20 protein-coding genes and 1 other RNA gene are annotated in these 25676 nt (G+C 57.5%); 20 read left to right on the top strand and 1 reads right to left on the bottom strand.

The window, feature by feature from the left end; genetic code table 11:
- Positions 1-71 precede the first annotated feature (71 nt).
- From EKM04_RS14990 to EKM04_RS14910, 17 genes are all read left to right on the top strand, one after another.
- Positions 72-608, top strand: coding sequence for a lytic transglycosylase domain-containing protein (locus EKM04_RS14990; RefSeq protein ID WP_183895459.1), 537 nt, complete (start codon positions 72-74; stop codon positions 606-608).
- Between the two features lie 84 nt (positions 609-692).
- Complete coding sequence (locus EKM04_RS14985) at positions 693-1880, top strand: FAD-dependent oxidoreductase (RefSeq protein WP_183895461.1); 1188 nt, start codon at positions 693-695, stop codon at positions 1878-1880.
- A gap of 112 nt (positions 1881-1992) precedes the next feature.
- Positions 1993-3186: an NAD(P)/FAD-dependent oxidoreductase gene (locus EKM04_RS14980; protein ID WP_183895463.1), complete on the top strand. Its 1194-nt coding sequence runs from the start codon at positions 1993-1995 to the stop codon at positions 3184-3186.
- Between the two features lie 59 nt (positions 3187-3245).
- Positions 3246-3648, top strand: an RNA gene (gene rnpB, locus EKM04_RS14975) — RNase P RNA component class A.
- A gap of 398 nt (positions 3649-4046) precedes the next feature.
- The gene (gene mraZ / locus EKM04_RS14970) at positions 4047-4487 is read left to right on the top strand and encodes a division/cell wall cluster transcriptional repressor MraZ (RefSeq protein ID WP_183895465.1); all 441 of its coding nucleotides are present in this window, start codon (positions 4047-4049) and stop codon (positions 4485-4487) included.
- Between the two features lie 14 nt (positions 4488-4501).
- On the top strand, positions 4502-5527 hold the full coding sequence (rsmH, locus tag EKM04_RS14965; RefSeq protein ID WP_183895467.1) for a 16S rRNA (cytosine(1402)-N(4))-methyltransferase RsmH: 1026 nt from the start codon (positions 4502-4504) through the stop codon (positions 5525-5527).
- A gap of 1 nt (position 5528) precedes the next feature.
- Positions 5529-6083: a cell division protein FtsL gene (gene ftsL / locus EKM04_RS14960; RefSeq protein WP_183895469.1), complete on the top strand. Its 555-nt coding sequence runs from the start codon at positions 5529-5531 to the stop codon at positions 6081-6083.
- Entirely contained in the window at positions 6083-7822 is a 1740-nt protein-coding gene (locus EKM04_RS14955) for a peptidoglycan D,D-transpeptidase FtsI family protein (protein ID WP_183895471.1), read from the top strand. The genes ftsL and EKM04_RS14955 overlap by 1 nt, the downstream gene beginning before the upstream one ends.
- Before the next feature lie 58 nt (positions 7823-7880).
- Positions 7881-9341 (top strand): UDP-N-acetylmuramoyl-L-alanyl-D-glutamate--2,6-diaminopimelate ligase, encoded by a 1461-nt coding sequence (locus EKM04_RS14950; protein WP_183895473.1) that lies wholly within the window; start codon positions 7881-7883, stop codon positions 9339-9341.
- Positions 9338-10771: a UDP-N-acetylmuramoylalanyl-D-glutamyl-2,6-diaminopimelate--D-alanyl-D-alanine ligase gene (locus EKM04_RS14945; protein WP_183895475.1), complete on the top strand. Its 1434-nt coding sequence runs from the start codon at positions 9338-9340 to the stop codon at positions 10769-10771. The genes EKM04_RS14950 and EKM04_RS14945 overlap by 4 nt, the downstream gene beginning before the upstream one ends.
- A 122-nt stretch (positions 10772-10893) precedes the next feature.
- Entirely contained in the window at positions 10894-11994 is a 1101-nt protein-coding gene (gene mraY / locus EKM04_RS14940; protein ID WP_183895477.1) for a phospho-N-acetylmuramoyl-pentapeptide-transferase, read from the top strand.
- Positions 11995-11998: 4 nt separating this feature from the next.
- Positions 11999-13408, top strand: coding sequence for a UDP-N-acetylmuramoyl-L-alanine--D-glutamate ligase (gene murD, locus EKM04_RS14935; protein WP_183895479.1), 1410 nt, complete (start codon positions 11999-12001; stop codon positions 13406-13408).
- A gap of 4 nt (positions 13409-13412) precedes the next feature.
- Positions 13413-14567: a putative lipid II flippase FtsW gene (gene ftsW, locus EKM04_RS14930; RefSeq protein ID WP_174153521.1), complete on the top strand. Its 1155-nt coding sequence runs from the start codon at positions 13413-13415 to the stop codon at positions 14565-14567.
- A 4-nt stretch (positions 14568-14571) separates the two neighbouring features.
- On the top strand, positions 14572-15711 hold the full coding sequence (gene murG, locus EKM04_RS14925; protein ID WP_183895481.1) for an undecaprenyldiphospho-muramoylpentapeptide beta-N-acetylglucosaminyltransferase: 1140 nt from the start codon (positions 14572-14574) through the stop codon (positions 15709-15711).
- The gene (gene murC, locus EKM04_RS14920) at positions 15708-17123 is read left to right on the top strand and encodes a UDP-N-acetylmuramate--L-alanine ligase (protein ID WP_183895483.1); all 1416 of its coding nucleotides are present in this window, start codon (positions 15708-15710) and stop codon (positions 17121-17123) included. Before murG ends, murC begins: the two co-directional genes overlap by 4 nt.
- Positions 17120-18085 (top strand): UDP-N-acetylmuramate dehydrogenase, encoded by a 966-nt coding sequence (gene murB / locus EKM04_RS14915; RefSeq protein WP_183895485.1) that lies wholly within the window; start codon positions 17120-17122, stop codon positions 18083-18085. Before murC ends, murB begins: the two co-directional genes overlap by 4 nt.
- A gap of 261 nt (positions 18086-18346) precedes the next feature.
- On the top strand, positions 18347-20338 hold the full coding sequence (locus EKM04_RS14910) for a glycosyltransferase family 2 protein (RefSeq protein ID WP_183895487.1): 1992 nt from the start codon (positions 18347-18349) through the stop codon (positions 20336-20338).
- An 87-nt stretch (positions 20339-20425) separates the two neighbouring features.
- Here EKM04_RS14910 and EKM04_RS14905 read toward each other — a convergent pair whose 3' ends face one another.
- Positions 20426-21730, bottom strand: a complete 1305-nt coding sequence (locus EKM04_RS14905) for an MFS transporter (RefSeq protein ID WP_183895489.1) — start codon at positions 21728-21730, stop codon at positions 20426-20428.
- Positions 21731-22414: 684 nt separating this feature from the next.
- On the opposite strand from EKM04_RS14905, the gene EKM04_RS14900 reads away from it, so the two are divergent.
- From EKM04_RS14900 to ftsA, 3 genes are read left to right on the top strand one after another with little or no spacing between them, the layout of a single operon-like run.
- Positions 22415-23341, top strand: a complete 927-nt coding sequence (locus tag EKM04_RS14900) for a D-alanine--D-alanine ligase (RefSeq protein WP_183895491.1) — start codon at positions 22415-22417, stop codon at positions 23339-23341.
- Positions 23329-24258: a cell division protein FtsQ/DivIB gene (locus EKM04_RS14895; protein WP_174153513.1), complete on the top strand. Its 930-nt coding sequence runs from the start codon at positions 23329-23331 to the stop codon at positions 24256-24258. The genes EKM04_RS14900 and EKM04_RS14895 overlap by 13 nt, the downstream gene beginning before the upstream one ends.
- On the top strand, positions 24255-25586 hold the full coding sequence (gene ftsA, locus EKM04_RS14890) for a cell division protein FtsA (RefSeq protein WP_174153512.1): 1332 nt from the start codon (positions 24255-24257) through the stop codon (positions 25584-25586). Before EKM04_RS14895 ends, ftsA begins: the two co-directional genes overlap by 4 nt.
- Positions 25587-25676: the final 90 nt, after the last annotated feature.

Genomic DNA, 25676 nt, shown 5'->3' with positions numbered 1-25676 from the left:
ATGAACTTTCCGAGCGGCTGATCCTTTTCGCCGCACATCGCAGTCTTCGTGCCCGGAGACGTTTTATACCAATGAGAAGAGCATATATTGCTGTCTCGGCTTGCCTTGTGCTGCTTGCCGCGCAGAGTTGCCCTGTTGTTGCCAACGATCAGGTGAAAATCACGACCGTGCCGTTGGAAACCTATATCCGCAAGCCCGGCTATCCCATTCCCGAAAGAACGCTTCCGTCGAAACTGCAAAACGAGTACTCCGACCTGATCGTGAAATACGCCAAACGTTATGGTGTGCCGACCAATCTGGCGCATGCGATTGTGTCCGTCGAGAGCAAGTTCAACCCGAAGGCGCGCGGCAGTGCCGGTGAGGTGGGGCTGATGCAGATCAAACCAGCGACGGCACGGATGATGGGCTATCGCGGCACGACGCAAGCGCTCTATGATCCCGAAACCAACATTCGCTGGGGCATGCAATATCTCGCCACAGCCCATCAGCTCGGTGGCGGACAGGTTTGCAGCACGATTCTGCGTTACAATGCCGGACATGCGGCCACGCGTATGAACCCGGTCTCGAAGCGCTATTGCGGCAAGGTGCAGGCGCTGCTGCAAAGTTGATGCCTTTCGAGTCACTCTTGGATTGCAGCTTTTGAAAATCGCTGAACTTTGCTAGTCAGCGCTTGAAGCGAGCGGGAGACGATGATGGCGGATTTCAGGTTTATCGTTATCGGCGCCGGCATGATGGGTGCCGCTGCGGCGCGACACCTTTCGGCCGTGGGTGATGGTGTGGCCCTGATCGGGCCTGCCGAACCTGCGGATCGCAAAACTCACCTCGGCGTATTTTCCAGCCATTACGACGAAGCGCGAATCACGCGTGGTTTCGATGGCGACCCCGTGTGGGCCGAATTGGCGAAGCGCTCCATCGGGCGCTATGCGCAGATCGAAGCGGAAAGCGGCATTCCATTTTATCACGAGGCAGGATGCCTGTTTGCCGGAAACGGCAAAGGGCTGGGCGGCGACTATGTCGCCAGCGCCTTGTCCGCGCAAGGCAGGCTGGGGCTTGAGGTTGAGACCTTCGCAGCCTCGCAAATGGGTGCCCGTTTCCCGATGTTCCATTTGCCTGGTGATCATCAAGGCTGGTTTGAGCCACGCAATGCAGGCTACGTCAATCCGCGCGCATTGGTCAAAGCGCAGATCAAGATTGCTGAGTGTCGGGGTGCGACGCTTATTCGTGAAACGGCGGTGCGTGTCAGTGATACCGCATTCGGTGTCGAGGTGATGACGGCTGAGGGGCAACGCTACACAGCCGAGAAGGTGATCGTGGCTGCGGGCGGGTTTACCAACATGGCTGATCTCCTGCCCGTCAACGTGGATATGGCCGCGACCGGGCGAACGATTGCATTTTTTGAACTGGATGCGGACAAGCAACGCGCTTTTGCGAGCATGCCTTCAACCATCGTCTTGGCGGAAAATGCCGAAGATATCGTCTACATCTTGCCGCCGGTGCGCTACCCCGATGGCAAGCTCTATCTTAAGATCGGTGGTGAGAGCGAGAAGGGCCGGCTGGAAACGCTCAGTGAGGCCGTGCGGTGGTTTCACTCCGATGGGACAGCAAGCGAGGTCGATTTTCTGGTCAAACGTGCCGTCGAGTTGATGCCGGAGCTTACCGGTTGCCCGGTCACGTCAGGGTCCTGCGTCGCCTCCATCACTCGCACTGGCTACCCCTATATCGGCTACACGCAGTCCTCCAATATCGCCGTATTGACGGGCGGTAATTTCGTTGCGGCCAAGTCCTCCGACGAGATCGGACGGCTGGGTGCGGTCCTGTTGCTGGATGGGCAGTTGGAAGAGGTGGATTTCGCAAGGAGTGTGGCGCCGGTTTTTGCCTAAGCCACACCCGATGCCATCTGCCACCTCCATTATCAAACCCAAGCCTCTGGCATCGATTCCGCAAACTGCTACACCTCTTTGTTATAGACTCTGAAAATCGGCGAGCGCGATGATGGCAGCACAGTTCAAATATATCGTCGTTGGTGCGGGGATGATGGGGGTAGCGGCTGCGCGGCACCTGGCGGGGAAGACGGATGGCGTCGCTCTGATCGGGCCAGGTGAGCCTGCTGATATCAAACATCACACCGGTGTTTTCGCCAGCCACTACGATGCTGCGCGAATCACCCGTACCATCGACAGCAATGCCGATTGGGCACGAATGGCCAATCGTTCCATTGCCCGATACGGCGAGATCGAGCGTGAGAGCGGTGTTACGTTTTACGGCGAGGTCGGTTGCCTCATCGTCGGCAAGGCGCGTGGTACGGGCTTTCCCTATATCGAGAATGTCTGTGCGGCGGCAGACACACTCGGCGTTGCCACGGAGGTGTTGGACGACGAGGCATTGGCCAAGCGCTTTCCCTATTTCTCTTTCGAGCACAGTTGTGAGGGGGTGTTGGAGGCGAGCAACGCCGGTTACGTCAATCCACGCGAACTCGTCCGAGCGCAGATCGTTTCGGCTGAAAAGCGTGGCGTGACGCGGATCGATGACATCGCTGTCAGAGTACAGGACGAGAATGGCGTAGCGATCGTGACGACAGCATCAGGTCAAGTCTACGAGGCGGAGAAGGTTCTGGTTGCCGCTGGCGGATTTTCCATTGCGCAAGGTCTGTTGCCGCAAGCGCTTCATATGACGGTCTATGCCAGAACCGTGGCTTTCTTCGAAGTCCCCGATGAGGAACTCAATCTTTACACGGGCATGCCGTCACTCATCTACGAGCCCGCTGACCCACGCAAACACATCTATCTGTTGCCACCCGTGCGTTATCCCGATGGCAGGTTTTACCTGAAAATCGGAGGGGAGCCGGTGGATGTTCCGCTGCAGACGGATCAGGATATTCGCGACTGGTTCCGTTCAGGCGGGAACGCGAACGTCCGCGACGATTTCGTCGAGATCATCGATAGTCTGATCCCGTCGATCGACACGTCGCGTGTGTCCATGGCGGCCTGTGTGACGTCCTATACGCCGACTGGATTTCCAGCCATTGGTTTTACCGCCTCTGCGCGCATCGCGGTGCTGACCGGTGGATGCGGTGCCGCTGCCAAAAGTTCCGATGAAATCGGGCGGTTAGGAGCGCAGCTCCTCTCCGAAGGCATTCTTGCCGATGAGGGTTACGGAGCTGATTTCACGCCGGTTTTCTCGGCCTAATTACCCATCCGCCGATTTTCTGTTGGCTTTCATGACTGAACCCGTCTATGGAGCCCCTGCCAGTTGGCCGGGCAGCCGCGCTTTATCAATGTCGAAAGACGGTAGGGTGAGGAAAGTCCGGGCTCCACGAAAACACGGTGCCGGATAACGTCCGGCGGGGGCGACCCTAGGGAAAGTGCCGCAGAGAGTAGACCGCCACCTTTCAGGTGGTAAGGGTGAAAGGGTGGGGTAAGAGCCCACCGCGCCGCTGGTAACAGGGGTGGCATGGTAAACCCCACCGGGAGCAAGACCGAATAGGGATGACGTGGGGTCAAGCGAAAGCGGACCTACAGCCGGTTTTTGGGCGAGTCATCCGGGTGGGTTGCGAGAGGCGGCGTGTAAATGTCGTCCTAGATGAATGGCTGCCACGTTCCGGGTCAAACCGGAGCCATACAGAACCCGGCTTACAGGCCAACTGGCAAATTCCTTTTTATAAATGGTCCTTACGCCGCGCGATAGCGCAGTGTGCGTAAGTGCATGTTATTGCTAATCAAATAAGATTTTAGAGGCGATTTTTTATTGTCGTGGCGCAAGTGCTTGAATGAACACGGTAAACCATTCGTTAAACTTAACGGGATATGAATATGCGATCCGAAGCCGGTATCCCACTGGCTTCTCCCATTGACGCCCAAAGTGTCCCATGGTATCCCAAATGCACACCACAAGGGGTCGTGTTTTTGACCCGCAATCTCTGAAACGGAGAGGCCTGCAAGGGTCCGATGGGCATTACGTCCTGCCGGTCAGCGATTTGTCATGCGTAAAGGTGTTGCCTGTTGATGCGGCTATCTGCTTTGCATCGGGTGGTTTTGGCGAGTTTTGCGATGGGTCGCTTTTTATCGAACGTGACGAACAGGATCGACGCCAAGGGGCGCGTCTCGGTTCCGTCAATGTTTCGTTCGGTGCTGACGGAGCGCAGCATTCAGGAGCTTTATTGTCTCCAGGATTTCGCATTTCCGGCCATCAGCGTCGGCGGTCCGGACTTGCTGGAGCGATACGAACGGCAGATCGCGTCCATGGATGCTTTCTCGCCGGAAGCGAACGCAATGTCGCTGCTGGTTCACGGCGGCGGCGTTTTCATGAAGCTCGATGCGGAAGGGCGGTTGATGGTAACGGATTTCATTCGGGAATTCGCCAACATAACGACCGAGGTTACCTTTGTCGGTCGAGCGGATCATTTTCAGTTGTGGCAACCGGATGCGTTTTACGAGGCGCAGAAGGCGGCAAGAACGGGGCGCGGTTTTACGGCTGCTCGCCCCGTATAGGACGGGGACACCGAATGGCGGCGAATTCTGGCGAACACTCTTCTGAAGCCAGCGGCGGACCGGTTCGCCACATTCCGGTCCTTCTCCGTGACGTTCTCAAGGCGCTGGAGCCAGCGCCCGGAAAAGTCATTCTGGACGGCACATTCGGTGCTGGCGGCTACACTCAGGCCATTCTCGATCAGGGCGCGCATGTCATCGCGCTTGACCGTGATCCCAACGCGATTGCTGATGGGCAAGCCATGGTTGGCGCCAGCGGCGGTCGTCTGTCGCTGATCCAGTCCCAGTTTTCCAATCTTGCAGCGCATGCGCCAGCCGAAGGCCTTGATGGTATCGTGCTGGATATCGGTGTTTCCTCCATGCAGATCGATGAGGCCGAACGCGGTTTCTCCTTTCAAAGAAACGGGCCGCTCGACATGCGTATGTCGTCTTCGGGCGTTTCGGCGGCAGATGTCGTCAACCGCTGCAAGGTCGGCGATCTCATTCGCATCTTCGGTTTTCTGGGCGAGGAAAAGCAGTCGGGCCGCATCGCGCGCGCCATCGAAAAGAAGCGTGCAGACGAGCCATTTCGTACGACGCGTGATCTGGCTGGGCTGATCGAAATCGTCACCCCGCGGAAAGCCAAAGACAAGATCCACCCTGCAACGCGCGTTTTTCAGGCACTGCGCGTGTTCGTCAATGATGAGCTCGGTGAACTGGCGCAGGCTCTGTTTGCTGCAGAACGGGCTTTGAAGCCCGGCGGTCGGCTCGTCGTGGTCACATTCCATTCGCTGGAAGACCGTATCGTCAAGAAGTATTTCGCTGACCGTTCCGACCGTGCAGCAGGCTCGCGCCACATGCCTATGCTGGCTGCCAAATCAGCGATCTTCGATGCCTTGGGCAAACCGATGATCGCGGCCAGTGACGAGGAGGCGGATATCAATCCGCGGGCCCGGTCTGCCAAACTGCGCGCTGGCATGCGCACAACGGCGCCGGTGCGGCCAGCCGACATGTCGATTTTCGAGCTTCCCAATCTCACAAGTCTCGAAAAGATGGGAGGCTGATATGCTGCGTACTCTCGATTTCATTCTGATGGGTGTGATGGTGTCTGCTGCTGTCGTGACCTACACGATCAAGCATCAGGCCGATGTGAAATTGGAATCCGTGCGAAAGCTGGAGACGGAAATCAAGCTGGAGAAAGACACCATCGATCTTCTGCGCGCCGACTGGGCGCTGCTGACGCAGCCGAACCGTCTGCACCGCTTGGTCAATGCTTATCAGGACGATCTCGCGCTGGCACCGACACAGCCGACACAGCTTTCGCAGCCGAAGGAATTGCCGATGCTGCGTTCGCAACTACCGCAGCCACCGGAGCCACAGGGCATGAGCGTGGAGGATGTGATCGCCGCTGCTATGAATGGTTCCAGGCCCGGCGCAACACTCGGCGGTGCAAAGCCCAAATCCAAACCTGCCGGACAGATTGTGGCCACTGGTGGCGCACCCGCACCGCAACCGCGCGCGCGCGCGGCGCGGCCTGCGCAGCCGATGCCAGCGGTACGTGCTGAGGCGGGTGATGAGGCTGGCGATATGGATGAAACGATAACTGGATCGGTGGACTGATGTCTTTTCTGTCTCGCGTCATGGTTCTGAAAAGCAGGGCTCATTTTTCCGCAAGCACCACTGGTTTTGCCGACCATGCGGCCTTCGAGGGTGCGCGCAAGCGACGCGCCACGCAGGCCAAGACCCGGGTTGGTTTGCTGGTTGTCGGTTTTGTCGTGTTCTATGGCGTTGTCGGTGGACGCCTCATTCAATATGGCATGACACAGCCAGAAACCGTTTCCAGCATTGCCCCCGCAGACCGGTTGATGGCTTCGCGTCCAGACCTTCTGGACCGCAACGGTGAGGTGCTGGCGACCGACATTCGGACCGTCTCGCTGTTTGCAGAGCCGCACCGCATCGTGGATGTCGATGAAGCTGTCGAAAAACTGCAGACCGTTCTGCCTGATCTTGATACGCGCGGTACGTATCAGAAACTGAAATCCGAATCCCGCTTCCAGTGGCTGCGACGCCAGTTGACTCCAAAGCAACAGAGTCAGATTCTGGCGCTTGGCATTCCCGGCATTGGTTTCCGCCCTGAGAAGCGCCGTTTCTATCCCGGCGGTCACACCGCTGCGCATGTTGTCGGTCACGTCAATATCGACAACCGCGGCGTTGCGGGCATGGAGCGCTATCTGGACAATCAGGGTCTTGCCGATCTGACGGCGCTCGGCATGACGTCCGATCAGCCCCTCGAGCCGGTCAAGCTTTCGATTGATCTGCGCGTTCAGGCCATCGTGCGTGAAGTGGTTGCCGACGCCATCAAGAAGTTTCAGGCAATCGGCGCTGGCGCCGTCGTGATCAACGTTCACACGGGCGAAATTCTCGCCATGGCATCGCTGCCGGATTATGATCCGAACAACCCGGCCGAAGGTGCCAAAGAAGGCTGGCTGAACCGCATGTCGAACGGCACGTTCGAGATGGGGTCGACCTTCAAGTCCTTCACCATCGCCATGGGTCTGGATTCCGGCAAGGTGCACATCAACGATACGTTCGATGCGCGCGCGCCGATCCGCATCGGTGGCTTCACCATCAAGGATTTCCACGGCAAGGGCCGTATCCTGTCCGTCCCTGAGATCTTTCAGTATTCGTCCAATATCGGTACTGCAAAGATTGCCGATACCGTTGGCATCGAGGGTCACAAGGAGTTTCTGACGCGGCTTGGTCTTTTGACCAAGATGCAGACAGAACTACCGGAAATCGCCATGCCGTCCCAGCCGCGCGTTTGGAAGAAGATCAACTCGGTGACCATTTCCTTCGGTCACGGCGTGTCGACGACGCCTTTGCAGACGGCGATTGCCGGTGCAGCGCTGGTCAATGGCGGCAAGCTGATCGAGCCAACGTTCCTGCCGCGCACAGTGGCGCAGGCCGATCAGGTTGCCAAGCAGGTCTTGCAGCCGGGCGCGAGCAAGGACATGCGCTTCCTGTTCGAATGGAACGGCGTCAATGGTTCCGGCCGCAATGCGCGTGTCGAGGGCTTCAATGTGGGCGGCAAGACGGGCACAGCGGACAAGGTCGTCAATGGTCGCTACGTTCACGACAAGAACTTCAACGCCTTCCTCTCAGCATTCCCGATGGACAAGCCTGAATATGTGGTTCTGTCCTTCATCGACGAACCGAAGACGGACAAGGGCAACGGTGCCGCACTGGCTGGTACGTCTGCCGCACCGATGGTGCACGACATCATCTCGCGCTCGGCCGCTATTCTCGGCGTCAAACCCAAGTTCGGCAAGGACGGTTCGGCCTTGCTGGTGTCTTATTGATTGGTACAGCTTATGACGAACCGGCGAATCGCGCCGGGGGGACAAGACGGGCACATCGATGAATTTGCGAGATCTCTCCGGGACCGAGTTCCCGGAACTGAATGAATTGCTGCGGACGGATGCCGGAGCGCTGGATATCACCGGCATTACGGCTGATAGCCGCAAGGCGCAGCCGGGTTCTCTGTTCGTGGCGGTTGCCGGGACAAAGGCGGATGGCGGCACCTATGTGCAGGACGCAGTGGCGAACGGCGCTATCGCCGTCGTTTCCAGCCATGCTATCGATGCCGATGTGCCGGTTCTCGTTGTCTCCGACCCACGACTTTATCTCTCTCTTTCCGCTGCCCGCTTCTATCGCACGCAGCCAGAGACGATGATCGCCGTAACCGGCACGGCGGGCAAAACCTCGGTCGCGTCTTTCATCCGCCAGATCTGGACTTTTGCGGGTCATGCTGCGGCACAGATCGGCACGACGGGTGTGATCGCGCCGGGCCGCGAAGACTATGGTTCGCTGACGACACCGGATCCGGTTTCCCTGCATGCACTGCTGGCAGACCTTGCTTTCGAAGGTGTCACCCATGCGGCGATGGAAGCGTCCAGCCATGGCCTCGACCAGCGCCGTCTCGATGGCGTGAAGCTGAAGGCCGCCGGATTTACCAATCTCGGTCGTGATCATATGGATTATCATCCGACGATTGAAGACTACATGGCCGCCAAGATGCGGCTGTTCGATACGTTGTTACCGAAGGGTTCGCCTGCCGTCATTTTCTCTGACGATGCATGGTCGGAAAGCGCTGTAAAAGCTGCAATGGACGCCGGTCATGATGTGCGTACCGTCGGTCGCAAAGGTGATTATCTGGCGTTGAAGCGCGTCGAGCATTTCCGCCACAAGCAGATGATCGAGGTGCATCACCAGGGCAAAATTTACGAGGTCGATATTCCGCTGGCAGGCGATTTTCAGGTGGCCAATGCGCTGGTGGCCGCAGGACTTGCAATCTCCACCGGCGTTGAGCCCTCTGTGGCGCTGAAGGCCCTGGAAAAGCTGGTGGGTGCCGCCGGTCGCCTCGAACTGATCGGCCAGACGAAGAACGGTGCGTTGGCCTATGTGGATTATGCCCATAAGCCAGACGCGCTGGAAAATGTGCTGACATCGGTGCGCCCGTTCACATCCGGTCGCATTATTACCGTGTTCGGTTGCGGTGGAGACCGGGACAAGGGCAAGCGGCCGATCATGGGCGAGGTCGCGACCCGGCTTTCCGACATCGTCATCGTCACGGATGATAATCCGCGCTCTGAAGAGCCGCAAACCATCCGCGCCGAAATCATGGCGGCGGCGACGGGTGCGCTTGAAATTGCAGATAGGGCTGAGGCTATCAGCCATGCCGTATCGTTGCTGGGCAGTGGCGATACGTTGATCGTCGCGGGCAAGGGGCATGAGGAAGGTCAGATTGTTGGTAGCGTCACGCTGCCGTTTTCGGACCATGAACAGGTGCGAACTGCGCTGGAAGGACTGAAGATTTGAACTGGTTATGGACAGTCCCGGATATGGTCGCCGTGATGGCAGGCCGTCCGGTTGGCAACCTGCCGCAAGGCATCACGGGCATCTCCATCGATAGTCGCTCGGTGCAGGAAGGTGAGGCCTTCTTCGCTATCAAGGGCGACCGGGTGGATGGTCATGACTACGCTAGCTTTGCCGTTGCCAATGGTGCCGGTCTTCTGGTGGTCTCGGAATCGAAACTTCCCGCGCTGGGCCGACTGACCGTTCCGATGATCGTCGTGGAAGATGTTCTGGCCGCTCTGGTCAAGCTGGGTATTGCAGCACGCGAGCGGACATCGGCCCGTATCGTTGCCATCACCGGTTCCGTCGGCAAGACGACGACCAAGGAAATGCTGCGGCAGGTGCTGGCCCCATCGGGCCGTGTTCATGCAGCTGTCTCTTCCTTCAACAACCACTGGGGTGTGCCGCTGACGCTGGCCCGCATGCCTGCCGATTCCGAGTTCGGTATTTTTGAGGTGGGTATGAACCATGCTGGCGAGATCAGCCCGCTGGTGAAGCAGGTCAAGCCGCATCTGGCTATTATCACCACCATTGCTGCGGCACATCTGGGTAATTTCAACAGTCTGGAAGACATTGCTGCCGCCAAGGCCGAGATTTTCGACGGCGTTCTGCCCGGCGGGGCCGTCATCCTTAACCGTGACAATGCGCAGTTCGAGCAGCTGGAACGGGCGGCATTCGACGCTGGCATCGAGCACGTGCTGACGTTTGGCCAGCATGCCAAGGCTGATTTCCGTCTGGCCGATTTCGAAAGCACACCAAACGGGTCCACCATTTGGGCCATCATCAATGGCGAGACCAGCGAGTTGCACATCGGTGTAGCCGGTCGTCATATTGCCGAAAACGCCATGGCCGCCATCGGTACGGTCGCCGTTCTGGGCGCGGATATCGACAAGGCGTTTTCCGCGCTTGGAACGTTGGAGGCGGTGAAGGGCAGGGGCCAACGCCACCGACTTTCTGTTGGCGACGGCTCGTTCCTGTTGATTGATGAGAGCTATAACGCCAACCCGGCCTCCATGCGTGCCGCCATCGCCCTTCTGGCTACCGCCGAGGTGAAAGGGGATGGACGACGCGTCGCCGTTTTGGGCGATATGCTGGAGATGGGCGAGTTCGCAACCGAGGTGCACGAGGAACTATCAGGCCCGCTGTTGTCGGCCGGTATCGAGCATGTGTGGCTTGCGGGTGAGTCGATGGCTGCGTTGCGTGACGCTTTGCCCGAAAGCGTCAATGTCGCATGGTTCCCCACCACTGCCGAATTGAATGAATTCGTTCTGAAGTGGGTCCAGCCGGGCGATGTGGTGATGATAAAATCGTCACTAGGCATCGGTTTCGGCAAGATCGTTACGGCTCTTCTTGACAAGTATCCGGCATTCCCCGAGACGGAACGCCAAATCTAGAGCAGCGACAACCCAAGTATCGAAAGTGGTCTTGGGTTATCCGGTGCTGAAACAAAAACGTGGAGCTGCGTGGGTACATTTCATCTGCCCGCCTCTCCAAGCGGCCTTTTGAAAGGGCAAACATGCTGATCTGGCTCGTTGAACTGTCGGACCACGTCCAAATCTTCAACCTGTTCCGGTACATCACGTTCCGGGCCGGTGCGGCGTTGTTTACCTCTGCCCTCATCGTCTTTCTGTTTGGTCCCGCCATCATCAATTCTCTGCGCATCCGGCAGGGCAAGGGACAGCCGATACGCGCCGATGGGCCGCAGACCCATTTCAAGAAGGCTGGAACGCCCACCATGGGCGGTTTGATGATCCTTGCAGGCATTCTCGGCGGCTCGCTTCTGTGGGGCGATCTCTCCAACGTCTATGTTGTCTCGGTTCTGATGGTAACGCTCGGCTTTGGAGCCATTGGTTTTTACGATGACTATCTCAAGGTTACCAAGCAGAGCGACAAGGGCTTTTCCGGTAAGGCGCGTCTCGGCATCGAATTTCTGATTGCGGCTATCGCCGTGTTCTTCATGATGGAAGTGGCACTCGCCACCGCGCCGCATGGCGGGACGCTTGGAAGCTCGATTGCCTTTCCGTTCTTCAAGGAATTTGTTGTCAATATCGGCTATTTCTTCGTGCTGTTCGGTGCCTTCGTCATCGTTGGTGCAGGCAATGCGGTCAATCTGACGGATGGTCTCGACGGTCTTGCCATCGTGCCGGTCATGATTGCGGCTGCGACCTTCGGTGTTATTTCCTATCTCGTGGGCAACGCGATTTTCGCTAACTATCTTCAGATCAATTTTGTACCTGGAACGGGCGAGCTTGCCGTCATCGTCGGTGCCGTCATTGGTGGCGGGCTTGGCTTCCTCTGGTTCAATGCGCCGCCTGCCGCTATTTTCATGGGTGACACCGGTTCGCTGGCACTTGGCGGTCTGATTGGCTCCATCGCCGTTGCCGTCAAGCATGAGATCGTCATGATCATCGTCGGCGGTCTGTTCGTCATGGAAACGCTATCCGTCATCATTCAGGTGTTCTGGTTCAAGCGCACCGGCAGACGCGTGTTCCTGATGGCACCGATCCACCACCATTTCGAAAAGAAGGGCTGGACGGAAAGCCAGGTCGTCATCCGCTTCTGGATCATCTCCGTTGGTCTTGCGATGCTCGGCCTTGCCACGTTGAAGCTGAGATAATCGAATGATCCCTGTCACCTCATTTGCCGGACAATATGTTGCCCTTTTTGGTCTGGGTGGCTCTGGGCTCGTGACCGCTCGCGCGCTGGTGGCAGGAGGTGCCGAGGTTACGGCATTCGACGATAATCCCGATAGCGTTGCCAAAGCGCAAGCCGAGGGCATCCATACCGCTGATCTTCGCACACTGGACTGGTCGAAGCTTGCCGCGTTCGTTCTGGCGCCCGGTGTGCCGCTCACGCATCCAAAGCCACATTGGTCGGTCGATCTGGCCCGCGCGGCTGGCGTGGATGTGATCGGCGACATCGAACTTTTCGTGCGCGAACGCCGGGCGCATGCCCCGGATTGCCCATTTATTGCCATCACCGGCACCAATGGCAAGTCTACGACGACGGCGCTGATTGCGCATATCCTGACAGAATCTGGTCGTGACACGCAATTGGGTGGCAACATCGGCACGGCGATCCTCAGCCTCGATCCGCCGAAGGCGCAGCGTTTTTATGTGGTCGAATGCTCGTCCTACCAGATCGATCTGGCACCGACGCTGAACCCGACTGCAGGCATTCTGCTCAACCTGACGCCCGACCATCTCGACCGGCACGGCACGATGCAGCATTATGCCGATATCAAGGAGCGGCTGGTTGCAGGCAGCGATACGGCGATCATTGGTGTTGATGACAGCTACTGCACACTGATCGCAGACCGCATCGAACGGGCTGGTGTTACGGTAGCGCGCATTTCCAAACGCAGCGTCGTCGCCGACGGTCTTTATGCCGAGGGTAGTCGCATCATGAAGGCGCAAGGCGGTACGGCTTCGCTGTTGGCCGATCTTGATGGCATCTCTACATTGCGCGGTAGCCACAATGCACAAAACGCGGCAGCAGCGATCGCCGCTTGCCTTGCGGTTGGCGTTTCTGCGGATGAGGTGACGGCGGGGCTCAAATCCTTCCCCGGTCTCAAGCACCGGATGCAGCCTGTTGGCCGCCGTGGCAACGTCACCTTCGTCAATGACAGTAAGGCGACCAATGCGGATGCGGCGGCACCTGCCCTGTCCAGCTACGACCGCATCTACTGGATTGCAGGCGGTCTGCCGAAGGCGGGCGGCATCACCAGTCTTTCGCCGCTGTTCTCTCACGTTGCAAAGGCATATCTTATCGGCGAGGCAGCTGCTGAATTTGCTGCGACATTGGGTGACAGCGTACCCTATGAAATCGCTGGTACTCTCGAAAAGGCGATCGAGCATGCAGCAGCAGATGCGCAGGCGGATGGTCGCGATGGCAATGTCGTGATGTTATCACCGGCTTGCGCAAGCTTCGATCAGTACAAGAATTTTGAAACTCGTGGTGATTCGTTCGTCAGCCATGTCGCAGCACTGGATGGTGTGACGATGCTGGTTGGTTTGAAAAAGGGAGTCTGAAGAAATGGTAAGCCGTATAGACCGGGGACCGGTCGCGGAATGGTTCTGGACCATCGACCGTTTCTTTCTGACGGCGTTCATCGCGCTGATGGGCATTGGACTGATGCTGTCTTTCGCGGCATCGCCTGCCGTGGCCGAGCGTATCGGCCTCAACAGCTTCTTCTTCGTGGAGCGGCAGGCCATGTTCATGGTGCCATCGGTGGCAATCATGCTGGGCCTGTCTTTCCTATCGCCGCGCCAAGTGCGACGTGTCGCCGTCATCATGCTCATCGTCGCGTTATTGATGATGATCTTTGCGCTGTTCTTCGGGATCGAGGTGAAGGGCGCGCGCCGTTGGATTTCGATCGGCAGCTTCTCCATTCAGCCCTCCGAATTCATGAAGCCAGCCTTTGTGATCGTCTGCGCCTGGCTTTTTGCCGAACGTGCGCGTCACCCTGAAATTCCAGGTAATCTGTTCGCCATCATCACCTTCGGCATCGTGGCCGCTCTTCTCATTGCACAGCCTGACTTTGGCCAGACCATTCTCACGTCTGTCGTGTGGGGTGGCATGTTCTTCATGGCCGGTATTCCCTGGTTCTGGATCATCATGCTGGGCGGCCTTGGTGTCGGCGGCATCGTCACCGCTTATCTGATGCTGCCTCACGTTGCCGGCCGTATCGACCGTTTCTGGACGGGCGAGGGCGACACGTTTCAGGTGGATACCGCTCGCGAAGCCATCATTCGCGGCAACTGGTTTGGCCAGGGTCCGGGCGAAGGCATCGTCAAGCGCATCATCCCCGACAGCCACACCGACTTTATCTTCTCCGTTGCGGCGGAAGAGTTCGGCATTCTGTTTTGCATGCTGCTGGTGGCGATCTTCGCCTTTATCGTGCTGCGAGGCCTGAGCCATGCGTTCAAGGAAAAGGATGATTTCGTCCGCTTTGCCGTTGCTGGTCTTGTGCTACAGATTGGCATGCAGTCGATGATCAATATCGGCGTTAATCTGGAACTCATGCCTGCCAAGGGCATGACGCTGCCGCTGATTTCCTATGGCGGTTCTTCCATGATGGCGATTTGCGTGACAGCCGGTTTCCTGCTGGCGCTCACCCGCCACCGCCCTGAAAAACGTGCGCAGGAACGCAGTTTCTTCCGGGTCAATGCAGGCCTTCCTGCGGAGTAAAAATATGAGCAAAGGCATCGTTCTGCTTGCCGCCGGGGGAACCGGCGGCCATGTGTTTCCGGCAGAGGCGCTGGCATACGAGTTGAAGGCACGCGGTTATGCCGTGCATCTGGTGACCGACAGCCGCGCGGAACGTTATGCGGGCACATTTCCGGCGGACGAAATCCACGTTGTGCCATCGGCGACCATCGGCTCGAAGAACCCCGTTGCCGTGGCCAAAGCCTTGCTGAAACTGTGGACTGGCCTGCGGGCCGCGCGCCGTCTCGTCACCAGGCTGAAGCCGGTGGCCGTGGTGGGTTTCGGCGGTTATCCCACCGTGCCGCCGCTTCTGGCCTCCACGGGACTTGGTGTGCCGTCGCTGATCCACGAGCAAAATGCCGTTATGGGTCGCGCCAACAAGGCGCTTGCCAAACGTGTGAAAGCAATCGCCGGGGGCTTTCTGCCGGAGACTCAAGGGGAATATGCCGAAAAGACCGTGGCGACAGGAAATCCGGTTCGCCCCGCAGTTCTGGCTGCTGCCGAGGTCGCTTACACGCCTTCCCATGCGGGCGAGGCTTTTCAGCTTGTCGTCTTTGGCGGAAGCCAGGGCGCCCAGTTTTTTTCCGGCGCGGTTCCGGCTGCGATCTGCCTCATGCCCAACGAGATGCGTGCCCGTATGTCCGTGACACAGCAGGCGCGGCCCGAAGACAAGGAAAGCGTGATCGCATCCTACAAGAAGCTTGGAGTCAACGCGGATGTCTCCCCCTTCTTCGGCGACATGGCAGAGCGGATCGCAGAAGCCGATCTCGTCATCAGCCGTTCGGGTGCTTCGACAGTCTCGGAACTGTCCGTCATCGGGCGTCCATCCGTGCTGGTGCCTTACCCGCATGCGCTGGATCACGACCAGGCCGCCAATGCCGCAGCCCTTTCGGCAGCGGGTGGCGCCAGCGTCATCAAGCAATCCGATCTGTCTCCGCAAAAGCTTTCATCGCTGCTCAGCGATGCCATGAACGATCCCGATCGTCTGGCGCAAACGGCGGCGGCTGCGAAAGCGACCGGCAAGCCGGATGCCGCCCAGCGTCTCGCCGATCTGGTCGAGGCGATTGCGACGGGGAAATCCGTTCAAGAATTCAAATTAAAAAATAAAGAAGGAGTGCATCTATGAAGATGCCGAAAGCGATCGGTCTTGTCCATTTCATCGGAATTGGCGGCATCGGCATGAGCGGCATTGCCGAAGTGCTTCACAACCTCGGCCATCGCGTACAGGGCTCCGATCAGGCAGACAGCGCCAATGTGCAGCGTCTGCGCGAGAAGGGCATAGACGTTTTCATCGGCCATACGGCGGAAAGCCTGGGGGAAGCGGAAGTCGTGGTCGTTTCGACGGCCATCAAGAAAAATAACCCTGAACTGGTCGCAGCGCGTGAAAAGCACCTGCCGATCGTTCGCCGTGCCGAAATGCTGGCCGAGTTGATGCGTTTCCGCAATGCGATCGCCATTGGCGGCACACATGGCAAGACGACGACAACCTCCATGGTCGCGACGTTGCTGGAAGCCGGCAATCTCGATCCCACCGTCATCAATGGCGGCATCATCAATGCTTACGGCACCAATGCGCGCATGGGTGAGGGCGAGTGGATGGTGGTGGAGGCCGACGAATCGGATGGCACCTTCCTGAAACTGCCTGCCGATGTCGCCGTTATCACCAATATCGACCCCGAGCATCTGGACCATTACGGCAACTTCGATGCCGTGCGCGCGGCCTTCCGCCAGTTTGTGGAAAATGTGCCGTTCTACGGTTTCGGCGTGCTGTGCATCGACCATCCTGAAGTGCAGACGCTGGTGGGCAAGATTGAGGATCGCAAGGTCATCACTTACGGCGAAAACCCGCAGGCCGACGTGCGCTTCTCCAATGTTCGGATCGACGGGACCAAGTCGATTTTCGACGTGGAAATCCGTCGTCGTCGCACGGGCAAGATCTTCACATTTACCGATCTCGTTTTGCCCATGCCGGGTCGCCACAACGTGTCGAATGCTACGGCGGCGATTGCAGTTGCCAACCGCCTTGGCATTTCCGTCGAAGACATCAAGAAGGGGCTTGCGTCTTTCGGTGGCGTCAAGCGTCGCTTCACGCTGACGGGCGAATCCAACGGCGTGCAGGTGTTTGATGATTACGGCCACCACCCGGTCGAGATCAAAGCGGTACTGAAGGCAGCGCGTGAGGCTTGCGGCGGCCGGATCATTGCTGTCCACCAGCCTCACCGTTACTCGCGTCTTTCCAGCCTGTTTGAAGATTTTGCACATTGTTTCAACGACGCGGACACAATTCTTCTTGCTCCGGTCTATGCGGCGGGTGAAGATGCAATCGAGGGTGTGAACTCCGAGACGCTTGTTTCAGCCACCAGGGCTGCTGGCCATCGCGATGCTCGCCATCTCTCCTCCCGCGACGATCTTGCCAAGACTGTCGCAGCGATTGCGAAACCGGGTGATTTCGTGGTTCTTCTGGGGGCTGGCAACATCACGCAATGGGCGGCGGCGCTGCCCTCAGAATTGGATAGCATTTCAGGAAAGTCTGCATGAGACAGGTGGATGGGGTAAAGTTGCTGGGACGACTCGGCGACGGAGTGAATGAACTCAGAGGACGTTTGACGCCGGATAGTCCGATGGACCGCGTGACGTGGTTCAGGGCGGGTGGTCTGGCGGAACTGATGTTTCAGCCCCACGATACAGACGATCTCATTGCTTTTCTAAAGCTTCTGCCGGAAGATGTACCGCTGACGGTCGTCGGCGTCGGTTCCAACCTGCTGGTCCGTGATGGTGGCATTCCGGGGGTCGTCGTGCGCCTGTCCGCCAAGGGATTTGGTCAGGTGGAACTTGCGGGCGAAAACCGCATCAAAGCCGGTGCGATCTGCCCCGATAAACACATCTCCGCCATGGCGATGGATAACGGTATCGGCGGTTTCCATTTTTACTATGGCATTCCTGGCTCCATCGGTGGGGCGCTGCGTATGAATGCTGGTGCCAATGGTGGCGAGACACGCGAGCGCGTGGTGGAGGTCTACGCCGTTGACCGCAAGGGCAACAGTCATGTGCTGTCCAATGCCGACATGGGTTACAGCTACCGCCATTCGGAAGCGTCGAAGGATCTGATCTTCACCGGTGCCTTGTTCGAGGGGTATCCGGAGGATCGAGCAAAAATCCGCGCCGATATGGATGCGGTGCGCCTTCACCGCGAGACGGTTCAGCCGATCCGCGAACAGACCGGTGGCTCGACGTTCAAGAATCCGGAGGGACATTCGGCCTGGAGCCTCATCGATGAGGCTGGCGGGCGCGGTATGGTCATCGGCGGTGCACAGATGTCGTCGCTGCACTGCAATTTCATGATCAACACGGGCCACGCGACAGGCTACGATTTGGAATATCTGGGAGAAGCCGTGCGCAAGCGCGTTTTCGAACATGCGGGCATCCGCCTGGAATGGGAAATCAAGCGGCTCGGGCTGTTCATGCCAGGCCGTGAGGTGGAGCCGTTTTTCGGAGCATAATGATATCAGGCAAGTGATCGCGCTTTTATCGGCGTATGTGACGTCGGGTGCCGATTTCTCTGAGACAGTACAAAGCCCGCGAAGCCACTGACTTCGCGGGCTTTTCTGTGTGTTTGATTCCGGATCAGGCGTCTTCCTTGCACATCCGACTGATTTTTTTGGAAGTGCACTCTTGCATAAATGCAATCATAGGATACATTAAAAATAAATACTACTTTAAGTAATTTCATTATTTAAGCCAATTTATATTTGGATTTTCTTATGAGCTCATATTTCATCGAATATTGGCAAGCGCACAGTGCTGGCCTCTCGCAAGCGTTGTTTGTTTTCTCATGCTGGTTTGCATTTTTCTGTGGCCTTTGGACCGTCGTCACGACAACGGATGTCTACCGGGTGCGATGGGCGTCGCGCTACGATGTTCTTCAGGTTCACGGTATAGCCATTGCGGCTGCAGCGCTCTCGTCTCTCGCGGTGCCGATCAGCGACCTCGTGCCGGCAGTGTCGATTGTGGTGATCATTTCGCTGTTTCTGGCGGTGTTCCTACCCCGTCTGAGCGCGGCAGGGCTATCCTTCGTGATTGCCGGACCGCTATCGACCATATCGGGTTCTGTTTGGGCGTATAAATGGTTGAACACCAACGGCTATCCCTCGTTTTTGCTTCTGGCAATCGTCTTGCTTGGTGTGATATCCATCTTCCGAATTGCTTTCGTAATTTACGTCCAGCTCGGCACATTCGGGCTTCTGGTGCGGAAACAATGGTCGCGGCCTGTCGCGCCGCATCCTGCCGGCCAGAGCCAGCGGCGGGTCTCCATCCATGTGCCCGTTCACGCAGAACCCGCTCATATCGTTATCGAAACCCTTAAAAGCATTGCGAGATTGGACTACGACAATTTCGAGGTCTTGGTCTGCGATAACAACACCGTCGATGGGTCGCTGTGGAAACCGGTTGAGGCCTATTGCGAAACGCTTAACGACGCGATCGGCGAAAAGCGCTTTCGTTTCTTTCACGTCGAAGGCTTGACGGGCGCAAAGGCCGGGGCTCTCAACCTATGCCTCGATCATACGGATCCGAGCGCAGAACTGATTGCTCTGGTAGACTCAGACTATCTCTGCGAGCCGGGATTTCTCTCTGATCTCGTACCGTTTTTCGATGAACCGCGTTTTGGTTTCGTACAGACCTCGCATGATTACCGCAGCAACGAGGCAAACGTTTTCAACCGCGCCTGTTATTGGGAATATATGGTTCCGAACCGTCTGGAATATGCCGGTGCGAGCGAAATGCAGGCATCCTTCACGATCGGAACAATGTGTGTATTTCGCAAGAGCGCCATTGAAGAGGCGGGGCGATGGGCAGAATGGTGCCAGACGGAGGATTCCGAGATTGCCATCAGAATCCGGGCGGCAGGCTATGACGGTCTATTTCTGCCCTATACCTATGGCCGCGGCCTGATGCCGGACAATTTTGCAGACTGGAAAAAGCAGCGTTTCCGCTGGACATACGGGCCTGTGCAACAGCTCCGTCGTCACTGGAGACTTCTTTTGCCAGTGTGGCTTGGCGGCTCGCCAAACCTCAAGGCGTGGGGAAAGTGCTATGAGGTCGTCCGCTCTCTGGTGGCTTTGATCATACCTGTTGGACTTGTCGGAAATGTCGTCTTTGCCGCCGCGTATCCCGTCCTTGTCTGGCAAGGCATGTTACCGAGTGTTCAGATACCGTCTCAGGCCATTTTTTTCATGGGCCTTATCCTCGCAAATGGTGTCCTCCGGTCCGTTGCCGAATACCGGATATGCGGCTGCCATAAACTCAGTAACATGCTCGCTGCTGAACTTGCGGCGCTTGCATTGAGATTCGTGTGGAGCTCTGCGTCCGTCTACGCGGCTGTCGGGCGGAAAATCGAATGGCGCAGAACGCCCAAATTTTTGTCACGTCAAACGGTGTGGTCAGCGCTGAGTGGCGCTTCCACGGAACTTGCGTTGGCGATGTCGCTGTTGCCTGTGGTCGGGCTGATCATATACGTGGGACAGTTCATCCAATGGAGCGATATCGCGATCTCGATTGCCGCGTTGATTTACCCTCTTGTCACCTTTGCAGCCGCTCCGATCATGGCGTTGCTTGCTCTCGGAGGCGGTTCGGAAAAGGCTGATCATTTTCGTGACAAGCGATACCTTCCTCTCCCTCCTGCAACGGCGAGGCCCGTCTTACGTTTGGCCGGTGCGGAAATACCGGCGGCTGCCAAAGTGCTTGGCGAAGCGTAGGGTGTAGGGTCCGTTCAAACGCTTCGAAGGATCGTCTGCAATTTTGTTGGTGTTGGCGGCGTCGGTCATGCCGCCAACACCGCCGGATCAGACTTCGTCCTTGCGCGACAGCAAGATGCAGGCGAGCGTTACAACCGCTGCGAAGCAGAGGTAATAGCCGACATAGGCCATGCCGTATGTTACCTGCAGTGACGTGGCGATGTAAGGCGCGAGTGATGCACCGAAGATACCCGCCATGTTGAAGGTGATGGACGAACCCGTATAGCGTACCGTCGTGGGGAAGGGTGCTGCGAGCGCCGTGCCGATCAGGCCGTAGGTCATGCCCATCAGTGCCATTGCGAGAGCGGCAAAGACGAAGATCGAAGCTTCACCACCGGTCATCAGGCCAGGAAGAAGGAAGGAAAAGGCACCGATCAGGACCGTGGTGGCGATCAGAACTTCGCGACGGCCGAAGCGCTCGGCGAGTTTTCCCGCGATCGGGATGAAGATACCGAAAACGACCGAGCTCACGAGTTGCACTTCCAGCGCATCGAGGAACGGAATCTTCAGAACCTTGACGTTGTAGGACAACAGGTAGGCGGTACCGATGTAGAACAGCACGAAGGTTGCCAGCGCCACGAACGTGCCGAGCAAAAGGCTGCGCTTGTGATGGCGGAAGAGTTCGGCCACGGGAACGGCGACACGCTCCTCCTTGTCGATGGCCTTCTGAAAGGCAGGGGTTTCCGTGATCGACAGGCGAACCCACAGGCCGACCGCGATCAGGATGATGGAGGCGACGAAAGGAATGCGCCAGCCCCAGCTGAGCAGCTGTTCCTGCGACATGACGTGCAGCAAAATCCAGAAGACGCCGGACGACAGGAAAAGACCGAGTGGAGCACCGAGCTGCGGGAACATGCCGTACCAGCTGCGCTTACCGGGAGGCGCGTTTTCCGTGGCCAGAAGAACTGCACCACCCCATTCGCCACCCAAGCCGAAGCCCTGACCAAAGCGGCATAGCGCAAGCAGCAAAGGCGCCAGAACACCAGCGGTTTCGTAAGACGGCAGGAGGCCGATGATGACGGTTGACACCCCCATCGTCAAAAGCGCAGCCACCAAAGTGGTTTTGCGGCCAACGCGGTCACCATAGTGACCGAAGACGACGGCACCCAGCGGGCGGGCGAAGAAGGCGATGGAGAAGGTTGCGAAAGATGCGAGCAGAGCTGTCATCGGGTCGTTGTTAGGGAAGAACAACGTCGGAAACACGAGCACAGCTGCGGTCGCATAAACGTAAAAGTCGAAGAATTCGATGGTCGTGCCGACCACGCTGGCAGTGAGAACTCGTGCAGGCGAATTTGTCTTTACATCGTTCGGCGTGTCAGCTGTCGGCGATACTTTGAATATCGCGTCAGACATGAGATTTTTCCATTGTTAAGTAACACTTATGACCCTTTACCGGGGTAAGGCTGCGTTAACGTAATTTTCGATCTTTTGAAACGGTTAAAACGCAACATTCTGGAAAAAACCCAACGAAAAATCGATGTCAGAGCAACGTTCTGTGATGTGTTTAACGTGGTTCGGTCGCTTTTGGTGCTCATGGAAAATCGGGATGCTTGGCTGGAATGGGACCGTTTCCGTCGCGGTTCTCGGACCATGCGATTTTAAAGACGGAGTCCGTTCGCGTGACATTCATCACCAAAATGATCCTGGGCATCTCCGCTCTTCCAGCGTCCTGTAATGAGATTACAGACCGCGGCGGCATCGGTGATGACCAAAAACGGCTGGGGAAAGGTGGCGAATCTTAACGAATCGATCTTGCTTTTGCCGTTGCGGCCTCCTGTCCACACAACGTTTTTATTTCCTGCCGTTGGAATTCTGAATCTTGCATTGGCCGCAACTCTCTGATTCCAAGGAAGGAATCCCGGCCTGAAGTGATTCTTTAACAAAAATCATATCATCGGCGTCTTCGGTTAACGAAAGTAAACACTTCATTAACCTTAATGGCGCTTAGTGATTGGCAACGGAGCGGACGAGAGAATCGCGCGAACTGATTGATGGTTGGCGTATCTCGTTCAGGTGATTTTGGTGTCAGAGGTTTTCATGAGCGGCAAACACGTAGCTGTTCTTTTGGGTGGGTTTTCTTCCGAGCGGCCGGTCAGCCTCTCGTCGGGAGAGGCTTGCGCCACAGCTCTGGAAGGCGAGGGCTTTCGGGTCACACGCGTCGACGTGGACCGGAATGTCGCCGCAACGCTGTCTGCGCTGCGCCCCGACGTCGCGTTTAACGCGCTCCATGGTCCCTATGGCGAAGACGGCACCATTCAAGGCGTTCTCGAATATCTTGAAATTCCCTACACACACTCCGGCGTTCTGGCGTCTTCGCTGGCGATGAACAAATCGCAAGCCAAGAAGGTCGCTGCCGCAGCTGGTATTCCTGTCGCCGTCGAGAAGGTTCTGAACCGCTTCGATATCGGCAACGAGCACCCGCTTGCGCCACCTTACGTCGTCAAGCCGGTCAGCGAAGGTTCGAGCTTTGGCGTTGTGATGGTCAAGGAAGATCAGTCGCACCCGCCGCAAATCCTGGGTTCTAGTGAATGGCGTTACGGCGATTCCGTGATGGTCGAGCGCTACATCCATGGTCGCGAGTTCACATGCGGTGTCATGAACGGTGAGGCTTTGGCCGTTACCGAAGTGATACCGTTGGGTCACGGATTTTACGATTACGACGCGAAATACGCAAAAGGTGGCTCAAAGCATGTCATTCCTGCGGAAATTTCACCAAAAATTTACCAAAAAATCCAATCATTGGCGGTCATGGCGCATCAGGTGATTGGCTGCCGTGGCGTGAGCCGTTCGGACTTCCGCTACGACGACCGTTTCTCAGAAGAAGGTGAATTGATCTGGCTTGAGATAAACACTCAGCCGGGCATGACGCCGACCTCCCTCGTGCCCGAAATGGCAGCTTATGCAGGACAATCCTTTGGTGAGTTTGTCCGCTGGATGGTGGAGGATGCTTCGTGTTCGCGATAACAGGCAAAAAAACGTCCGTTAAAAAGCGCGAACAGTCCGCTTCGGCGTCAGTCGATGATCGGATGGTTCTGCCGCGCCCGCTGCGAAAGGTGTTCCGTTTCGGCGTTTCGCTGGTAACCGGACGCGTTCATGTTCCTGCCCATACAGGCACGCTGGCAACAGCTGCATTCTTTTCATGCGTCGGTCTTTACGGAATGTCGCTTGGTGGCCACACGAACCTTGTCACCCAGGCGACGACATCTGCGGCTGGTTTTGCGATCGAGGACGTTAAGGTTTCCGGAAACATCCAGACATCTGAAATCGAAGTGTTCCAGCTTTTGGGTCTTGATGGTGCAACGTCGTTGATCGCGCTTGATGTAAATGCTGCGCGCAAGAAGCTGACCGAACTGCCTTGGGTCGAAGACGTGGATGTTCGCAAGATCTATCCCAAGACCATCGAAGTTCGCCTCAGGGAGCGCGAAGCTTTCGGCATCTGGCAGCATGGCACCGAGCTTTCGCTGATCGAAAAAAGCGGCAGCGTCATCGCGCCCCTGCGTGACAACAAATATGCGGGTCTGCCGTTGTTTGTCGGACGCGATGCTGAAACCGGCGCGGCGGGTTTTGTTGACGAACTGGCCGACTGGCCGGAGATCCGCAACCGCGTTCGTGCCTATGTTCGCGTTGCCGGTCGCCGCTGGGATCTGCATCTGGACAACGGCATCGTTGTCAAGCTGCCGGAAGAAAATGTGCCCAAGGCGCTGCAATTGCTGTCACGCATGGATATGGAAGACAAGGTTCTTTCCCGCGATGTGGCCGCGGTTGATTTGCGCCTTTCGGACCGCACGACTGTGCAATTGACCGAAGGTGCAGCCGAGCGTCGTGTGAAGGCTGTCGAAGCTCGCTCCAAGGCGCTCAAGTTGGCGGAGAAGAACACATGAGCTTTTTCGGTTCTGCCCATTTCGGTCTCCCGCGTTTGAAGCCTCTGTCTTCCAAGCGCAGCCATGTCGTCTCTGTGCTCGATATCGGTTCGACCAAGGTCGTGTGCATGATCGGTCGTCTCACGCCTCGTGAGGAAACCGAAGTGCTGCCGGGTCGCACCCACAAGGTTGACGTCATCGGTATCGGTCATCAGCGTTCACGCGGCGTAAAGTCCGGCGTGATTGCCGATCTGGACGCGCTGGAAGGCGTCATTCGTCTGGCCGTCGATGCAGCCGAGCGCATGGCGGGTCTGACCGTCGACAGCTTGATCGTCAACGTTTCGGCGGGCCGTCTGGCCAGCGACATCTATACCGCCAGCATCGATCTGGGTGGTCAGGAAGTGGAATCGGGCGATCTTCGCAAGGTTCTGATTGCGGCCAGCCAACAGTCTCTGCGTCAGGACCGCGCCATTCTGCATTCCCTACCAACCGGCTACTCGCTGGATGGCGAACGCGGCATTCGCGATCCGCTCTCCATGTATGGCGATCTGCTGGGCGTGGACATGCATGTCGTGACCGCCGAGCGAACGGCTCTGAAGAACCTCGAACTGTGCATCAACCGGGCTCACCTTTCGGTCGAAGGCATTGTTGCGACACCTTACGCCAGCGGCCTTGCAGCCCTGGTGGATGACGAAGTCGAACTGGGTTGCGCTGCCATCGACATGGGCGGCGGCACGACGACGATTTCGGTTTTTGCCGAGGGCCGTCTGGTTCACACCGATGCCATCGGTCTTGGTGGACACCACGTCACCACCGATCTTGCGCGGGGTCTTTCGACCCGTATCGAAGATGCGGAGCGCCTGAAGGTCGTGCACGGTTCGGCGCTGGCCAACGGTTCTGACGACCGCGACATGATCGCTGTGCCACCGATTGGCGAAGACGATCGTGACCAGCCTTCGCAGGTATCGCGTGCCCTCGTCAGCCGTATCGTGCGGGCGCGCATTGAAGAGACATTGGAATTGATCCGCGACCGCATCCAGAAGTCGGGTTTCTCCCCGATTGTTGGTAAGCGCGTGGTTCTGACCGGAGGTGCCAGTCAGTTGACCGGCCTGCCGGAAACGGCGCGGCGCATTCTTGCCCGCAACGTTCGCATCGGCCGCCCCATGGGCGTGTCCGGCCTGCCGGTCGCGGCCAAAGGCCCGGCCTTTTCCACAGCCTGCGGGCTGATGATTTATCCGCAAATCGCGGACATCGAAATCCATGCGGCGCAGAACGGAATGTTCTCGCCGTTCGGAACAGGTAGTGGCCGGATCGCCCGCGTAGGGCAATGGCTGAAAGAAAGTTTCTGACCTCTGTCTGCCCATCGGGCAGGGGACCGAGTGAAGTTGATTAAGAATTGGCCTGCGGGGCGATGCGGCCAGAGAAAGAAGGAATGTTAA

Origin of the sequence: Rhizobium skierniewicense Ch11, assembly GCF_023757665.1 — a bacterium.
GTDB classification, from domain to species: Bacteria; Pseudomonadota; Alphaproteobacteria; order Rhizobiales; family Rhizobiaceae; genus Agrobacterium; species Agrobacterium skierniewicense.
The sequence above is the reverse complement of the archived record's forward strand: the minus strand, read 5'-3'. Positions and strand labels throughout refer to the sequence as shown.

Coding starts and splice junctions, on each gene's coding strand:
- EKM04_RS14990 (WP_183895459.1), top strand. CDS start 72: ATGAGAAGAGCATATATTGCTGTCTCGGCTTGCCTTGTGCTGCTTGCC.
- EKM04_RS14985 (WP_183895461.1), top strand. CDS start 693: ATGGCGGATTTCAGGTTTATCGTTATCGGCGCCGGCATGATGGGTGCC.
- EKM04_RS14980 (WP_183895463.1), top strand. CDS start 1,993: ATGGCAGCACAGTTCAAATATATCGTCGTTGGTGCGGGGATGATGGGG.
- mraZ (WP_183895465.1), top strand. CDS start 4,047: ATGGGTCGCTTTTTATCGAACGTGACGAACAGGATCGACGCCAAGGGG.
- rsmH (WP_183895467.1), top strand. CDS start 4,502: ATGGCGGCGAATTCTGGCGAACACTCTTCTGAAGCCAGCGGCGGACCG.
- ftsL (WP_183895469.1), top strand. CDS start 5,529: ATGCTGCGTACTCTCGATTTCATTCTGATGGGTGTGATGGTGTCTGCT.
- EKM04_RS14955 (WP_183895471.1), top strand. CDS start 6,083: ATGTCTTTTCTGTCTCGCGTCATGGTTCTGAAAAGCAGGGCTCATTTT.
- EKM04_RS14950 (WP_183895473.1), top strand. CDS start 7,881: ATGAATTTGCGAGATCTCTCCGGGACCGAGTTCCCGGAACTGAATGAA.
- mraY (WP_183895477.1), top strand. CDS start 10,894: ATGCTGATCTGGCTCGTTGAACTGTCGGACCACGTCCAAATCTTCAAC.
- murD (WP_183895479.1), top strand. CDS start 11,999: ATGATCCCTGTCACCTCATTTGCCGGACAATATGTTGCCCTTTTTGGT.
- ftsW (WP_174153521.1), top strand. CDS start 13,413: ATGGTAAGCCGTATAGACCGGGGACCGGTCGCGGAATGGTTCTGGACC.
- murG (WP_183895481.1), top strand. CDS start 14,572: ATGAGCAAAGGCATCGTTCTGCTTGCCGCCGGGGGAACCGGCGGCCAT.
- murC (WP_183895483.1), top strand. CDS start 15,708: ATGAAGATGCCGAAAGCGATCGGTCTTGTCCATTTCATCGGAATTGGC.
- murB (WP_183895485.1), top strand. CDS start 17,120: ATGAGACAGGTGGATGGGGTAAAGTTGCTGGGACGACTCGGCGACGGA.
- EKM04_RS14910 (WP_183895487.1), top strand. CDS start 18,347: ATGAGCTCATATTTCATCGAATATTGGCAAGCGCACAGTGCTGGCCTC.
- EKM04_RS14905 (WP_183895489.1), bottom strand. CDS start 21,730: ATGTCTGACGCGATATTCAAAGTATCGCCGACAGCTGACACGCCGAAC.
- EKM04_RS14900 (WP_183895491.1), top strand. CDS start 22,415: ATGAGCGGCAAACACGTAGCTGTTCTTTTGGGTGGGTTTTCTTCCGAG.
- ftsA (WP_174153512.1), top strand. CDS start 24,255: ATGAGCTTTTTCGGTTCTGCCCATTTCGGTCTCCCGCGTTTGAAGCCT.